The organism is Desulfovibrio sp. 7SRBS1 (genome assembly GCF_049723905.1).
In the GTDB taxonomy this organism is placed as follows: domain Bacteria; phylum Desulfobacterota; class Desulfovibrionia; order Desulfovibrionales; family Desulfovibrionaceae.
Window position 1 is genome coordinate 1,351,768 of the sequence record NZ_JBJKFD010000001.1, and the last position, 15,910, is coordinate 1,367,677.

The 15,910-nt window shown below is 54.2% G+C and carries 13 protein-coding genes; 7 read left to right on the forward strand and 6 right to left on the reverse strand.

Features of this window, described 5'->3' with window-relative positions:
• Positions 1-294: 294 nt before the first annotated feature.
• The 6 genes from sat to ACI0FJ_RS06435 form a co-directional block, all read right to left on the reverse strand.
• Positions 295-1,593, reverse strand: a complete 1,299-nt coding sequence (gene sat / locus ACI0FJ_RS06410) for a sulfate adenylyltransferase (protein ID WP_424300599.1) — start codon at positions 1,591-1,593, stop codon at positions 295-297.
• 60 nt (positions 1,594-1,653) lie between these two features.
• Positions 1,654-2,292 carry a YIP1 family protein gene (locus ACI0FJ_RS06415; RefSeq protein ID WP_424300602.1) on the reverse strand — a complete coding sequence of 213 codons (639 nt, stop codon included), beginning with the start codon at positions 2,290-2,292 and terminating at the stop codon, positions 1,654-1,656.
• A 6-nt stretch (positions 2,293-2,298) separates the two neighbouring features.
• A complete protein-coding gene (locus ACI0FJ_RS06420) occupies positions 2,299-2,427 on the reverse strand; it encodes a hypothetical protein (protein WP_424300605.1) in 129 nt (42 codons plus the stop codon).
• Positions 2,428-2,539: 112 nt separating this feature from the next.
• Positions 2,540-4,390, reverse strand: coding sequence for an SLC13 family permease (locus ACI0FJ_RS06425; RefSeq protein WP_424300608.1), 1,851 nt, complete (start codon positions 4,388-4,390; stop codon positions 2,540-2,542).
• A 72-nt stretch (positions 4,391-4,462) separates the two neighbouring features.
• Complete coding sequence (locus ACI0FJ_RS06430) at positions 4,463-5,356, reverse strand: response regulator (RefSeq protein ID WP_424300611.1); 894 nt, start codon at positions 5,354-5,356, stop codon at positions 4,463-4,465.
• Positions 5,357-5,504: 148 nt separating this feature from the next.
• Positions 5,505-5,888: a response regulator gene (locus ACI0FJ_RS06435; protein WP_424300614.1), complete on the reverse strand. Its 384-nt coding sequence runs from the start codon at positions 5,886-5,888 to the stop codon at positions 5,505-5,507.
• Between the two features lie 704 nt (positions 5,889-6,592).
• Between ACI0FJ_RS06435 and ACI0FJ_RS06440 the strand changes: the two genes are divergently transcribed.
• The 7 genes from ACI0FJ_RS06440 (at position 6,593) to ACI0FJ_RS06470 (ending at position 15,697) form a co-directional block, all read left to right on the forward strand.
• On the forward strand, positions 6,593-9,619 hold the full coding sequence (locus tag ACI0FJ_RS06440) for a hypothetical protein (RefSeq protein WP_424300617.1): 3,027 nt from the start codon (positions 6,593-6,595) through the stop codon (positions 9,617-9,619).
• A gap of 186 nt (positions 9,620-9,805) precedes the next feature.
• On the forward strand, positions 9,806-11,086 hold the full coding sequence (locus ACI0FJ_RS06445) for a diguanylate cyclase (protein ID WP_424300620.1): 1,281 nt from the start codon (positions 9,806-9,808) through the stop codon (positions 11,084-11,086).
• Positions 11,087-11,354: 268 nt separating this feature from the next.
• Positions 11,355-12,152: a FadR/GntR family transcriptional regulator gene (locus ACI0FJ_RS06450; RefSeq protein ID WP_424300623.1), complete on the forward strand. Its 798-nt coding sequence runs from the start codon at positions 11,355-11,357 to the stop codon at positions 12,150-12,152.
• Positions 12,149-12,403 (forward strand): hypothetical protein, encoded by a 255-nt coding sequence (locus ACI0FJ_RS06455; RefSeq protein ID WP_424300626.1) that lies wholly within the window; start codon positions 12,149-12,151, stop codon positions 12,401-12,403. Before ACI0FJ_RS06450 ends, ACI0FJ_RS06455 begins: the two co-directional genes overlap by 4 nt.
• Positions 12,404-12,489: 86 nt before the next feature.
• Positions 12,490-13,899, forward strand: coding sequence for a hypothetical protein (locus ACI0FJ_RS06460; RefSeq protein ID WP_424300629.1), 1,410 nt, complete (start codon positions 12,490-12,492; stop codon positions 13,897-13,899).
• Positions 13,900-13,917: 18 nt separating this feature from the next.
• On the forward strand, positions 13,918-15,078 hold the full coding sequence (locus tag ACI0FJ_RS06465) for an MBL fold metallo-hydrolase (RefSeq protein ID WP_424300632.1): 1,161 nt from the start codon (positions 13,918-13,920) through the stop codon (positions 15,076-15,078).
• Positions 15,079-15,118: 40 nt separating this feature from the next.
• Positions 15,119-15,697 (forward strand): hypothetical protein, encoded by a 579-nt coding sequence (locus ACI0FJ_RS06470; RefSeq protein WP_424300635.1) that lies wholly within the window; start codon positions 15,119-15,121, stop codon positions 15,695-15,697.
• The last annotated feature ends 213 nt before the right edge of the window (positions 15,698-15,910 follow it).

A 15,910-nucleotide genomic window follows, 5' to 3' on the forward strand; every position in this document is an offset into this window, starting at 1 on the left:
ACAAAAATAAAAATACGTCGAAAACGATTACCGGCATATATTTATAAAATATTTTTTTGGGAGAAAGGTTCGAAATTAAATACCGAGAAAAAGAACGACGAAGTTGAAAGCAGGAAACAAAAAACAGGCTGCCAAGAAAGGGGGGCAGGACGCGGGGGAAATTCAAGGCGAGGGTTTGAATTTCCCGAAGCAACGCAGCTATCCACCATTTCTCGGCAGCCTGAGTGGGGGCCACCCAATGCAGCCCCCACTCTTCCCGAAAGGCTCGGGCTTGGGTGATTAACGGGAAAGCACTTATTTCATGGACTCGCCGGAAGCGAAGCCCTGCATTTTAATCTCAACCTTTTCTTCCAGGTTCTCGTAGTATTCGCGCAGGATTTCCAGCACTTCCTCACGCCCGAAGTGATCGGGAATTTCCGCGCCTTCGGACAGGGCCTTGCGCAGTTTGGTGCCGGAAAGAATAACCCGGTCTTCCTTGCCGTGCGGGCAGGTCCGCAGGGAAGCCATGCCGTCGCACTTGTAGCAGTAGAAGGTCCAGTCAATCTTGAGCGGTTCACACAAGAGCTTCCTGCCGGAGTCGCAGTCTTCCTCATCCCGATAGGGAATCTTGTCGAAGATTTCCTGGGCCTCGAACAGACCGTAGAAATCACCCACGCCTGCGTGGTCACGGCCAATGATCATGCGGTTGACGCCGTAGTTCTGGCGGAAGGTGGCGTGCAGCAAGGCTTCACGCGGTCCTGCATAACGCATGTCCAGAGGATAGCCGCCCTGCACGACGTTTTCCGCAACAAAGTAATTATCCACCAGAGTCTGGATGCACTTCACGCGCACTTCGGCGGGAATGTCGCCAGGTTTCAGATTGCCGATAAGGGAATGGATGATCACGCCATCACAAATTTCCATGGCAATCTTGCAAAGATATTCGTGGGAACGGTGCATGGGATTGCGCAATTGCAAGGCAGCCACATTGCTCCAACCCTTTTCGTCGAAAATCTTGCGAGTTTCCGCTGGCCGCAGATAAATTCCCTGGTACTTGTCGGGATAGTTTCCTTCGGAAAGGACGTTAACCTGACCCGCCAGGCAGAACTGCTTGCGTTCCATGACCTTTTGCACGCCGGGATGATCTTCCAGGGCAACTTCCCAGAACTTGCCGTCCACGGAGTCTTCGCCCTGTCCTTGGTATACGGCTTCGCATTCCCATTTTTTATCGTCTTCGGTCAGCTCGAACTTTTCACTGACTTTCAACGTGGCATAAATGGTATCGTCCTTGGCGTAGTACAAGGCGATTTCGTCGCCCGGATTGATGACGGCAGCATCGTCGGCAGTAACGCCAAGCATTACGGGAACAGGCCAGAAAGTGCCGTCGGCCAAGGTGAAATTCTCACAAACGCTCTTCCAGTCGGCCTTGGTCATAAAGCCGTCCAGAGGACTGAAACCGCCGATGCCGATCATTATAAGATCGCCCTTTTCCTGAGCGGTTATTTCAATACGTTTGAGGCTCGTTGCCTTGTTCAGTTCCTTTTCGCGGGCTTCGCCTTCCAGCAGACGAACGATCAGGCCTTTACCACCATGAGGGGGAACCAGATTGGACATGAGTCTCTCCTTGTTCGGTATGTAAATCCCATCCAAAACATAAAACCGCTACATGACGAGCTAAAACAAAGACTTGAGCGAAGAGATTATAGGGGCGCTGGACCAGAAGAACATTGTCAGCACCACTGTGGACGCAACCACGACGAAAAAGGTCTTTTTCCAGCCCTGGCTGTACACGCGCTGTATCCCCACACCCACCAGAAGCAGCCGCCAGATTTCCGTGGCCCACCCCAGGGCCGGTATCCAGGAAATCAACATGACGGTGCCTGCGGCGTAGGCGAAGATGGAAAACACCCGTGCATACCCGCCTTCCTGCCTGCCGAAAAACATGACCATGGTCATCCAGGCCATACCAGCGGCCAGAAAGGGCATTCCAATGGAATTGAGCAAAATCACCGGAATCATCCGGAGATCACTGTTGAACAGGTACGTGTAGCTGACCATTGTGAAGAAGACACTCGAGGTCACCAAAAAGGTCAGAGCCTCGGAGTATCCTTCTTCACTGGCAACTTCGGAATAGAACTGGCGCGGAGTCCGAATGAGCAGGTTCAGGTGAGCAAAATAACGGGAAAAGGCCTTGCGCTTGGGCGGGGCGGCGGTTTCCCGTTGCGTCTCGCTACCGGTATCGGTCCGTTGCTCGTCCATCTGCACGGCTGCTGCGGCCTGCGCTTCCAGTCTGCTTTCCATTTGGGCGGACATAACCTTTTAACCCCACTTCTCGAAGACACCCCAGACCAACATGCCCAGGGTCAGTACAAAGAACACGCACCGCTCGGTTCTGCGGCTGAAATAGGTAACACCATTTTTTGTCACGAACATCTTTTCCTGTTGCATCGTCTCCTCCCCTGTCCGTCGTCATGCAAACCCTAACTCCACAAATCCTTGTTTAATGGCTGCCGACAGCCCGGCCGAAGCCGGACTGCCGGGCAGCTGGCAAACCTCGTCGTCAGAAGGATGGCAAATCGCCAAATCCCATTGTCGACCAGAGCACGCCGGTGAGTATGATGACCACTATATTGGCCACGAACCACAAGGGAAGACCAACGCGCAGGTAGTCCTTGGGCTCCAGGTAACCCGAGGCATACACGATGGCATTAGGCGGCGTACCGATAATCAGACAATATGCAAACGAAGAGGCAATAGCGGTGGACATGGCCATGAAGGGCAGGAAGGTAGTGCCCGGATGGACCAGTCCAGCCATGTTAAGGGTGATCGGCCCAACTGCGGCGGCAGCAGGACCATCGGCCATAAGGTTGGTCAGAACGGCAGTAAGACCGTTGGAAGTCATCATAAGGGGCAGACCGTGGTCCATGCCGAGCGGAGCCAGCATGTCAATGCACGACTTGGCGATCCAGTAGGCGGCGCCGGAGCTATCCAGGGTGCGCCCAAAAATGATGGCGCCCGAGTACAGCCAAACAACACCCCAGTCGACCTTTTCCTGATAATCGCGCCAGTTGACAACGCCTGCCAGCAGGTAGGCAACTGCGCCGCCAACTGCGATGACGCCAATGCCCAGGCGCATGGGATAAATACCCAGGTTGTAGAATTCTTTCTCAGTGAACCAGCCAAAGACCATGACGGCAAAAATGACGACCGCCCAGATCTGCTTGCTGTTCCACTTGCCCATCTTGCTGATCTGCTTTTCCAGGTGCGCCATGGCAGGCTTCAGATCCTTAATCCGAGGCTTGAACATGATGTTCACGGCAAACCAGGTGATGGGTATCATGACGATGACGAACGGAAAGCAGAAGGTGACCCACTGAAAGTATCCGATGTCGAACCCAAACATATCTGTCAGGTAGGTCATCATGATAACGTTACGTGCGCCGCCCGAAGGTGCGCCAGGACCGCCGATGTTACACGCCATGGCAATGGCGATCATCAGCATCTTGGCAAGTTCCTTATCCTCGGGGACTTCTTCGGTAAGACTGTTTTCATACAAAAGCATACCGATGGGCAGGAACATGGCGGCCAGAGCGTGGTCCGAAATGAACGCTGCCAGCGGGCTGATGATGACGAAGAAAATAAGTGTGATCCATCGCACGTTGGGCACAGCCAGCTTCTTGAACATGGCCATACACAAACGCTTGTCCACGCCGGTTTTCACAAAGGCCGCCGCGAACATTAATGAACCCATGATAAACCAGGAGGCGTCCGACCAGTACAACCCGGCAACCTGGGAGCGGCTTACCACGGAGGTGAACACCAGGATAAGACCGATGCAGAAGGCAACACCGGGCAACGGAATGCACTCTGTAAGGAAGCAGAGCACAACGAAGACGACCATGGCGATGGAGACCTTGATGGCCCACGACCCCTTATCCGCAGACTTTTTGTCTGTCTTGGACAGGCCGTCATATTCCAGCTTGTGCAATCGCAGGTCCAATGCCTGCTTCATGATGGCATTGTAGTGCTCCGGAGTAAGATTTTGTTCAACCCATTCGGAGGCGCGCTTGAAGTTGGTGGCATCGGCAGGAATCTTGTACTTTTTACACCACTTCAAATTACGCTTCATGAAGCGCTTCAGGGTAAGCGCGCCCATGCGCATGTTCTGTTCCATCATTTCACAGGTAAGCAGTTCCCATTGATCCATGTCCGAAGCTGGTTTCTGAAACAGCTCCTGACCTAGAAACGATACAACATGCTTGGGGCCAATCGTGTACTGAATACCGATTTCGACCATACTTTTTGGTGTGGGCATCAAAAGGATGCCGAAGAAAAGCACAACAGGAAAGATAAACATCTTCCAGTTTACGTACTTGTCGTAACCGGTAACTTTCTTTTTTTGTTCAGCCATTGTGTACCTCGAAATGTTTCCTGACAGGCCTGAACGCTACCTTTGCGCCAGCCCGCTCATAATGTTCTGCGGCTACACCAGCCGGGCCATTTCAAAGAAAAGTTCCTGTTCGCGGATAACACCGACGATCCTGCCTTCCTTCTTGACCACAAGGCGGCGTACCTTACGCTCAAACAGCATTTCGGCAGCCTCCATGAGGTTGGCATCGGCATCGATCATCGGCGGACGTGCGGACATGACGTCCCCAACCTGCAGATCCTGAATGATCTTGACCCGGCTGGTGAACAGACCGGTCCAGAACATGGGGGAATACTGCAGACTATCGGCCATACTGGGCTTGCCAGCAGAAAGGTAGCCGGGACGCAGTGTGGCGATGAGGTTCTTCACGCCGAGAATGCCCACCAGATCTTCGTCGCCCTCGAACACCAGGATGGAACGATGGCCGGCAACCATGAGGCGGTCTGTGGACATCAAACGGGTGAACGATTCCTTCAGCTTTTCAATGCCTTGCTTGAGCGTGGCGGTGGGGCCTATAGTGGTGTAGTTTTCGAGGGGTATCATGATGTCGCCCACACTGGGTTCCGCCTTGATCCCACGAGAATGAATGAAGTACGCGTCTTTGATCTTTGCGGTAAGAAGATCCACGTCGCAGGGCTTGGTCAGGTAATCGTACGCCCCGGACTTCAGAGATTCCTGCGCGCTGGGCAGCGCGCCATGACCGGTCAGCATAATGACCGGCAGGTCGGGATGGGATTCCTTGATTTTTTGCAAGGTTTCATGCCCGTCCATTCCTCCCATTTTAACATCGAGGATGACCACATCGGGTTTCTCGGCCAGCATCTCAAGGGCTTGCTCGCCGCTTTCCGCCATGATGGTGTCATAGCCTTTGCGTTCCAAAATTCGGGCCGTGATGGTGCGGAAGCGCTCTTCATCGTCAACCATCAGCACTTTGATCTTCCGTGACATTCCAACCTCCTCAAGTCGTAAGAACGTCGTTTGGTCATTTTAGGCGTATGCCTTGCTTCCCTTTGCCCCAATGTCCTACTTCTCCGCCGGGCCGACATTTCACCGGACATGCCTCCACGTCACACAACAGGCGACCGGGCGGATAACATCAATGCGCTTCGGACCGGACCTCATGGGCCTTATCAAGCATGGTCCGGGCGGAAACAGGTTTCACCAGGTAGTCCCTGGCACCCTGATGCAGGCAATCCATGGCGTCTTCCCTCGTGGCATGACCGGTGAGAACGATCACATCCGTCTCCGGGTAAAGGCGGCGGATTTCAGCCAACGTCTCGTGACCATCCATGCCGGGCATTTTCATATCCAGGAAAACCACGTCGAATGTTTCGCGCGCGAGTATTTCCAAAGCCTTTGCTCCTCCCAATGCCGTTTCAATGGGAAAGCCGAGCTTTTTGAAAAGCCTGGCGGATGTGAGAAGCAGACGCGCTTCGTCATCCACGAGCAGTATTTTCAGAGGGGGCGACTCCATATTCATCCTGCATCTCCGTCATCACGCTGCAGCCGCAGACCGGAACCCCGAAAACCCATTCGGAGCACCGTTTTTACTCTTTCCAGCGAACAACCCAATTCGCCGGGCGGCCTATCCGCGAATGATGTGTCTTTGCACGATGTGTTTGAGCAAATGGCATGCCATGCACAACAAACTGAAATAATTACAAAAGCTATCGAATACCCAGCAGACACCTTGCAACGAGGCCCCGCGGGAGGCGCAGGAGGACTTGTTTTTTTCGGGAAATAATGGCTGAACAGACATTAAGACATTACGGCTATAAAAAAGACTTTCAGTGGCTTTTTCATCACGGGTAAGCCTGCGGACTTGTCACTCGAATACAGGTGATCGTCCTGCCGGAGACGGCATAAATATTCAAAAAGCTGTTTTTTTCAGCTGATAGCCTTCGTAAAAATAATCGTTATTTTTTAAGGAAAACAGTCCTGAAACTGCACTGCAATCCGCTTTCCGGCACAAGACGAGGACACGGGACAACGAAAAAAAGAGCGATATGCACCGGATATGGCACACTCTGTGCTCAAAATTAAGTAGTCCCTGGCCATAAAAACACTACAACATTGCGTAATCCACTTCTCGCAAAATCACGCAAGAAGACTCGCAAACACGCAATGCCGAGCCCCGAAAAATATTTCAGGACTCGTACTTCTTGTTTTTCGGAAGGAGAAAACATGAGCCGCATTATTTCCCCACTCTACTGCGACGCAAAAGATGAACAGCTGCTGGACATGGTTAACCAAGTGCTGTCCCGCACCGCCCCAGGAAAATTCGACGACTCCATGGAAGCATTGCTCACCCCCTTCATGCACCCGCGCGGCATCAAGGAACTCTCCACGTCCACAGGGCTACGCATAGCGTTTGCCATCATCAACCTTCTCGGGTCGCTGGAAAGCGGCCAGTCGGATATCCGGCTAAGGGCCCTGCGCGCCCTGCGCGACGAAACCCTGGCTTTGCCCGTTACCTCCATGCGCATCAACACGGCCCGGGTTCTTGTTCAGATAATGAAAGAGCTGGTCCGATCCCGTTATGATTATATAAGCCAGCTCAAATTGGCGCATGACTTCCGGCGTGCGGCTTCCGGCAAGCCGTCCATCGTGCTGGAACAGCTGGAGAAATATCACCTTTTGGAAATGCCGGAGGACAACAGCCAGATAGCATTTGACGACCATGTGCACGATGCATCCACCGTGGGGCGCAAAACCCCCACCCATCTGGTCATGGACGCCTGGGTCAAAGGCATCCGCATCCTTACGGTAATCCACTGGGGGTTCGTTTCCAAAGCCATGGCGGAAGAACTTCTGGAAGCTGCGGAGATTATGGGGATTAAGGCCCGTATCGGCATCCGGCTCAATGCAAACCTTGGTGACAAATACGCCACGCTTATCTGGGTTCCCAGCGGGTTCGACAGCCCGGCCGACTATCTGGCCTTTCTGGAACAACCCGTTATAAAGGAATTTCTCGACGGATATCGGGAAGTGAACGTCTTCCGCCGCCACTGCACCCAGGATATTCTGACCCGGTTCAACGCCGTACACCGGCCGGTACTGGAAGAAAAATTCGGTCTTCGCCTGCAGCAGCTGAAAACCAAAGATTTTCTGGAATTTGTGGGAGAAGCGCAGCCAAGTCCCTTGCATCTGGCGCGGTTCATACTGAACAACCTGCGTCAGCCCATGCAGGCCCGCACGGTGCAGTTACGCAAAGAGTACGAAAAGGCCGACGCCGCGCAAAAAGAAGAGATTGAGTCCCTGGTGGAAACCATGAACAACCTGACAGTGGACTCCATCCTCGCACACTACCTGACCAAAACCGAGTGTCCGGACAACCAGGATCCCAACATTCCCTGCAGCAATGCCCCGGCCATACTCAAACTGACGCCGGAAGAGCTGTTGTACCGCCTGCGCCATCTACATTCCGGCTTCAGAATAACCCTGGTGCCGTTTAACCTGAAAACCGAGGAAGTCATCGACATCCTTTTTCAGGGCAAAGGCGCTATCACGCACATCGAATTGGCCAACCTGCGCCAAGGCGCAGCCGACCACCCGAGAATGAACCGGCTTTCACGCCTCAAAGACGCACTCAACCACGGCAACGTCGTCATCATCAAACGGATGATTCGCGACTGCATAACGCGCATGAAGTTTTCCGATGCCCCTGCCGGGAACACGACACCGGAACGCTTGCATCATATTTTGCGCAATCTTTCCGACCTGACCACACCCTACTCGCACAACAGGCTCAAGGTGCGCATGGGCAGTGGATCGTCCGGCTATGCCATGCGCAATTACGGCATGGGACTCACCGTTGTAGATTCCCTGCCTGCTCGGCAGCAACGGAACCTTACCCATTCCAAGGAAAGATTTCTGCCCTTCCGGGTCGATCCGAAACTCCGTACATCCGTCATTGTGCAAGATATCAAATTTCGGCCACCCTTCACTGGCCTGGTCCGGTTCATTCCTCCCTCCATCCGGCGGTTCTTTTTCGCCAAACGCCAACGACGCTGGAAGCCCGGACACATAGAGCCCGCAGGCGAGAGCAACCGCAACCTGATGGTGTTGGGCGGACGGCAGTTGCAGGACAATGAGCTGAGCCTGAGGCCGCCGGAAAGAGATACGGACGCCTTCAAGTTCGGCCCCAGCTACTTTAATACCGCCCTGCGCAACTGGCTCAAGGTATTCATAGGGTTTGTCCCCGCCTTTCTGACCTTTGCCCTGACCAAGGACTGGTGGTTGCTGGCCTACTTCGGTGCCCCCATCTGGTTCGGCATTACCGGACTGCGCAACATCATCCAGTCCATTCTGGGCGGTGGCGGTCTGCGCCGCTCGCCCCTCCTGCACTGGGGTGATCTCATCAGCTGGCAGCGGATTGCCGATTCCCTGCTCTTTACCGGTTTTTCCGTGCCTCTGCTGGACTGGCTGGTCAAAACCATCATCCTCGACCACGGCATGAACATCACCACACAAACCGACCCACTGATGCTCTACTCGTATATGGCGCTTGCCAACGGCATCTACATTTCCAGCCACAACCTGTTTCGCGGGTTGCCCAAAAGCGCGGCTGCCGGAAACTTCTTCCGCAGCATCCTGTCCATCCCCATTGCCGTGGCCTTCAACGGGATTATCGGCAGCCTGCTCTCGTCCATGGGGGTCGTCGGCGTGGATGGAATTCTGCAACGCTGGGCAGCGGTCATTTCCAAGCTGGCTTCGGACTGCGTCGCCGGCGTTATCGAAGGACTTGCCGACCGCGCCACAAACCTGCGCCTGCGCACCCAGGATTATGAAGAAAAGGTCCGTCAGATGATGGACACCCTGTGCCGTCTGGAAATGCTTTTTCCCGACGACGACATCCCCGAACTGCTGGCGTCGCCGGAACGTTTTCAGGAACTGGTGCAGAAAACCCGGCCCGACCTTTTTTCCATTGTGGTCATCAACGCGCTCGATCTGCTCTATTTTTGGCTGTACCAACCGCGCGCACCACTCGCTCTGCGGGAGACCATGGAAAAGATGAGTCCGGACGAACAGGACTTTTTCATCAATTCACAGCAAATTCTCACTCTGGAGCGGACCATTACCACGATGTTCGTTGATGGATTGTACGGCAAGCAGTTTGCCAAGCCCCTTTCCTTTTATCTGGAACGGTATGCGGGATACCTGCGGCGGCTGAAGCATCTGCGGCGCCTCGAAAACCGCCCCACAGAGTGAACCTGGCGGATTTTGTACTTTCAGGGAATCGTAATGGGGAACGGCACCGGGGACCCATGGACTTTTCCCGGACAGCTTGGCAAAAGCCCGGCTGCAGATTAAACAACAGCTAGGAAATCTGTGATTCACGACTCGGTGGAATATGAGATAACGCGGCCAGGCCGCATATTTGGGGGAATATCTACCATGGAAATCAACCGGGAGACCGACGGGCTTGCCATGCAGTTTCTGCAGCAGTCCATGGCTGCCCAGATGGGAGAAATTCCAGCCCTTCTCTGGCGCATAGACATCGCCCGCAACGAAATAACCTTTCTCAACGAACACGCCATTGCCGGTTTGGAAGGCCGCATTCACATGCTGCTTCAAAATATCGGTTATGCACGGGAAATAGTGCTCAAGGAGGATCAGGGCCGATTCTTCAAAGCCCTGGAGAATATCCGCAACCACCAGCCCAGCATGGCCTTGTTTCGCATTCGTACGGAAGACGGCATGATACGCTGGCTGGTCAGCATGGGAATGCCCGAGCCCAAGGTCAATTTCGGCTACATGGGCCTTGTGGCCGATTGCACGGATTTGGTGGACATGGCCCGCAACATAGAATGTGACGGAGGACTGGCCGCCAAACTGGAACTCTTTGATACTCCCGTCCTTCTGGCTCGCTTTTCCGACAAACGCATTCTTGCCGCCAACCTGGCAGCCCGTGAATACCTGGGAATACCCCAGGACATGGGCGAAACCGATCTGCTGGACCTGCTGGGCACGAATTCCGAAAACTACCTGCAAAACATTTACGAGCAACTCATCTTTTCCGACTATTGGAACGGCCTGTTGCCTGTTACGCTTTCCGCAGGGCAGGAAGAAATATGCAAAACCCGCATCCGGGCCTATGCCCGAGGCGGAAAAAACCTGCTTTGGATTTCCATGCAACCCCCTGCGGAGCCGGAGCACTCCAGTTCTTCCCCCAAAAGCTCCCAAAAAGCTGTGCCCCCAGAAGTTCTGGATGCCTTGCATGGCAGCAAAAACGGGCGTGAACTTCTGGAAGTGCTGCTCAAACACCAACCCGAAGAACTTCTGGCCGACGCGGTCATGCTTTCACGCATCTTCCCGGAAAAAGACCGCATCATGGTCACGGGCGTGGGTGCGCCGTTCCTCTCGGTGGAAGAAGATGACACCCATCCATACGAAGGGTCCATTGCCGAAAATATCGTTCGCTTCAACCTGGACCAGATCATCGTTGAAGAGACCAGCAAAAGTATCAAACCCATCGACTGGGCCTTGTTCATTCCACGGGGCATACGCTCGTACTACGCCAGCCCTTTTTTCCATAACGGAACCCTTCGCTACGTGCTGATATACTGCTCCAAACAGCCGGGACGCTTCACGCGCGATAACGTCCAGCCATACTCCATGCTGTTCGACACCTGCCTTCAGGTTCTGCTGCGCCTGTTCGAAACACCGGGAGCCTGAAAATATTCATGGGCGGCGGAAACCGTACGACAGGTAACCGCCGTTCCACTCCCCATCTCTTTGTTCAATCCAGTCTCTTCATTTTGCTCTCTGCCTAACTGGTAAGGCCAAAGCAACCTTTACTCATTTACCGTTCCCCACCCCTTCCGCCCGCAAGGCCTGCTGTGCAGGCAATCTGGTAATGCCAAACACCAAACGTGGTCCAACCATAATAACATATTTTGAACTTTATCTTGCATAATTTATTTGCAAAGGATATTTTTCAAATATGAACTTGTCACAAAACGTGGAAAATAGAAATCTGGTTGGACCAGACAAGGTTACACTCAACTCTGGGATACCAGCCCAAATTTTAGCCTTTATCCGTGAAAATAATCTGAAGCCAGGACAAAAACTTCCAGGCGAACGCCGTATGGCCGCAGACTTCGGATGCAGCCGGAATACAATCCGGGAGGCACTGATAGGAATGGAAGCCTCAGGAATTGTTGAAATACGTCGCCGCAGCGGATGCTACTTCACAGGGCGCGACATCTCCTGCGCCCTTGCGAAAGAACAGAATGCGCCTTCAACTGACGATTACGGTTGTGACTCTTCGGCCCCGGACCAGCCGTCGCACTTGGGTGTGTCCCTCATGCGCCAGGCCATGGAAGCTCTTTATGTGGTTGGACCAAAATTCATCCAGCGCGTGGCCTTCAACTGTACCAAAGACCATATTCACAAGCTCGAAACTGTCACCGCCCGCCTTGGGCGGGCTCTTGTAGACCGAGACCCGGTAAGCGCCCATGCCTTTCTGATGCAATTTTACGCAAATCTGGCGCACATGCACGGCAACCAATACCTGCACAACCTCTTCCGCGAAATGGCAAAAACTGCCGGACACACCAAAGCAGGCTCACTGTGGCAGGGGGCGGAGGTGGAGCAGCAGGTGGAGCGTTTCTTCGCCAGACATATTGAAATGTTGCAGGCATTGCGGGAGCAGGACCCGCACAAGGCGTCTTCGCTTTGTGAACAGGCTGCCATGGCCTACATGGCCCTTAATACGGGAACAGAGGGGGAAAACGAATGAGACGGCGCGACTTTCTTCGTAAACTGGCCTCACCGTGTCGCAGAATGGCAAGCCTGAACACGGCCGAGAGCACACCCGACGCACACACCGAAGTCCCTTCCGGGACGTTCGAAAATTTTTCCCCGGAGCACCGGGAAGACAACACAGGAAAGGAAGAACAGGAGTTGTTCCTCAAGGCAATGGCTCTGGGGATCGATCCGGCAACGGTCGACCCCGAAAGACTTCGAGAACTGGTTCATGTGAACCCCTAACCGCATGCGGCGGACAAAAAGGGGATGCCGGGGCGACCGCCAAGTCCGGCCCCGACATCCGAGGCCGTCCGCATGGAGAGGAAACCATGGAAACAGACAGCACCGGTTACAGCTACATTGAAAGCCGCAAGCTCGTCAAACGTTGGAGCGGACCGTGGCCGGCCGTAGTCAACACGCTGTTGATTGCAGCCTTTTTCTACCTTACGTGGTGGATTTTTCAGGATCCGCGCGGCCTTATGCGCATGTATACCCCATACGTGGGCTACATGGTCTGCCGCTGGCTCCTCATCCTTTTTATTTGGGTGGCCTATATTTTCGACTTCTGGCCGTTCAAAAAAACCTGGCTCAGACGCGCCCATCCATTGCTCAAGGGCACGGTGCTGACGCTCTTCAGCGTGGCCGCCATGATCCTGCTCATCAAGGGCTTTTTCATGGACATTCTGGGCAACTACGGCATCGCCTACTTCAACCCGGATCGCCTCATAGAAATGGGCGTCACGGACTTCTACTCCATCGAGTACGCGGCCGAGGCCATTATGATGTTCGCAGCCATCGCCTCCTGGCTCTCGCCCAGTTGGGTCGTGGCCTGCGAAAACGCACCGTGGGAAAAACTCAAGCAGCCCGCACGCGGCATCACCATTGTTCTGGTCACCTTCTTTTTCAGCATGATCGTCTACTTCCTCACCATGCACTCGCACATGGCCATCCTGTTCTACCCGTGGCAGCAGTACACGGCCATTACCCCTCCCTATTGGGAACAGTTCGCCAACACGGTTTCCGGCAACTTCCACATTGCCTGGATCATGTGCTGCACGGTCATTGTATGGCAGTTTGAAACCATTTGGGAACGCTACCCCTTCAACCTCATCAAGACCGATTGGCTGCGCCGCACTGCCTCCTTTCTCGGCATTATCGCCATTGCCCTGGCTCTGTGCTTTTTCCTCTACTATGCACAGGATCTGGTATGGGGCAGTACCATCCGCGGAACACGCCGCCTGATGGCCCCGGACTGGCGCTGGCTGCACGTGGGTGAAATGGCCATTTTCTGGCTGGTGCCCACCCTGTTCCTCAACTTCTACTGCGGCAACTGGCCCACAAAGTTCAGCCGCCCCGTCAATGTCTGCATCCGTACCTTCCTGACCGCCTTCATGGCCGTGGTGCTCTACGTGGTCTATTACAAGACCTCGCACCTCTTCCTCGGCACCCAGAAGGGTTTTTCGCATCCGCAGCAGTTTCCCATGATTCCCATGATCTGGCTCATCAACATCTTCCTCATCAACAACTGGTTCATGGACGGCTGGCCAGGCTGGAAGGCCGTGCCCAAGACCGCCGAAGAGCTTGAAGAAGTAAAGGAAGAGATCGTGGCCCACGACGTGGTCTGGAGTCCGTCCCTGGCCAAAGGGCTGGCCGTCGGCCTGGCAGGGGGCGTGGCACTCTATGTCCTTGCCATCAATATCCTTCCCTGGATCGGCAAAAGCGTGGAAATCATCAAGTAGCGGACGAGGAGCAGCATAATGACAAACGAAAAGAACATGACCCGGCGCAATTTCGTCAAAGGCGCGGCCACGGGCGTATGCGTGGGCGCTCTGGCGTCCATGGGCGTATACTCATATACCTCGTCGGCTTACAGCCGCCTGCCCAAGGTAGAACGCAAGATGGAAGACTTCGGCACCTGCCGGAGCATTAAAATAACCAACATCTCGGAAACAAGCTGGTTCAACAACGCCCACCTCATCGGAGATATCCACAACGCGGGCGGCCTGCTGGTAAACCAGTATACCCTCAACTGGGCTCCATTCGCCAACGGCAAGGGCTCGGCCCAGGGCTCGTACGAATCCGGTATTGCCAGCATCAAGGACATGTTGCCCAACGACCTTGAAGAAGCCTGGGCAAAACAGCGCGGCCTGTCCCTGCACCCGGACAATCCGGGTGGCTACTCCTGCCTCATAGAGGTGGAAGCCATGGACGGCAGCAAGCACAAGTACCTGCTGGACACGGGCTGGTCCTACGACTGGATGCTGCAGTGCTACAAACGCGAAGGCATCGACGAAATGCTCAAGGCGCGAGAGATAGAAGCCCTCTTCCTCTCGCATGAGCATTGGGACCATTTTTGGGGCTTTCCCGTCACCATGAAGTACGACAACCGCATTCCAGTATACGCGCACGACGGTTTTTACGCCGAAGGGCTCCAGTATATGAAGGACTGCTCCCACAAGGGCCCCCTGACCATTATGAAGGACCCGGTGGAAAAGATCATTCCCGGCATGGCCGCGCTGAAGTTCAACGTGCCCATCATCAACCGCGTCTTTGGGGAACTCTCCCTGGCCTTCAACGTCAAGGACAAGGGATTGGTCCTCATTTCCGGCTGCTGCCACCAGGGCATCCTCAAGTTCGCCGACTTTGCCTACAACAACCTCCGGTACGACAACGACAAGTTCTACGGAATCTATGGCGGACTGCACATCTCCCCGTTCGAGGACTGGGACCCCAAATACGACGACCTTGTCATATCTCTGGGGCAATGGGGATTTGAACGCATCGGCTGCAACCACTGCACCGGGCACCTCACCGCCAAAAAGTTCATCGAAGCCGGATATCCGGTGATTCGGGGCACTGCGCGCTTTCGCTCCGCATCCAAGGACTATCTGGGCAACGGAGACGTCATCAGCTTCTGAAGAAGGTTTTGCACTCCGAGGTCCGCAAGGACCTCGGAGTGTGAACAAAATCCAACTCAGGCAGGCTGGTCAAAAGATACGAAAGCAAGGCGGGAGAAAAAAGCAAGACCGTGCCGTATTTCCTGATACGCGAGAGTTTGATTTTTTCGAAGCAACGCCGCTGGCGTGCCTTTATCACCGCCTGCAAGGCCCAAAGAGGCCTCGGTTTGATTACAGTCCAAACCCAGGTGGCTCAGAAAGGTACGAAAGCAAGGCGGAAGAAAAAAGCAAGACCGTGCCGTATTTCCTGATACGCGAGGGTTTGATTTTTTCGAAGCAACGCCGCTGGCGTGCCTTTATCACCGCCTGCAAGGCCCAAAGAGGCCTCGGTTTGATTACAAGTCCAAACCCAGGTGGCTCAGAAAGGTACGAAAGCAAGGCGAGAGAAAAAAGCAAGACCGTGGCGTATTTCCTGATACGCGAGGGTTTGTTTTTTTCGAAGCAACGCCGCTGGCGTGCCTTTATCACCGCCTGCAAGGCCCAAACGGGCCTCAGTTTGATTACAGTCCAAACCCAGGTGGCTCAGAAAGGTACGAAAGCAAGGCGAGAGAAAAAAGCAAGACCGTGGCGTATGTCCTGATACGCGAGAATTTGTTTTTTTCGAAGCAACGCCGCTAGCGTGCCTTTATCACCGCCTGCAAGGCCCAAACGGGCCTCGGTTTGATTACAGTCCAAACCCAGGTGGCTCAGAAAGATACGAAAGCAAGGCGGGAGAAAAAAGCAAGACCGTGGCGTATTTCCTGATACGCGAGGGTTTGATTTTTTCGAAGCAACACCGCTGGCGTGCCTTTAT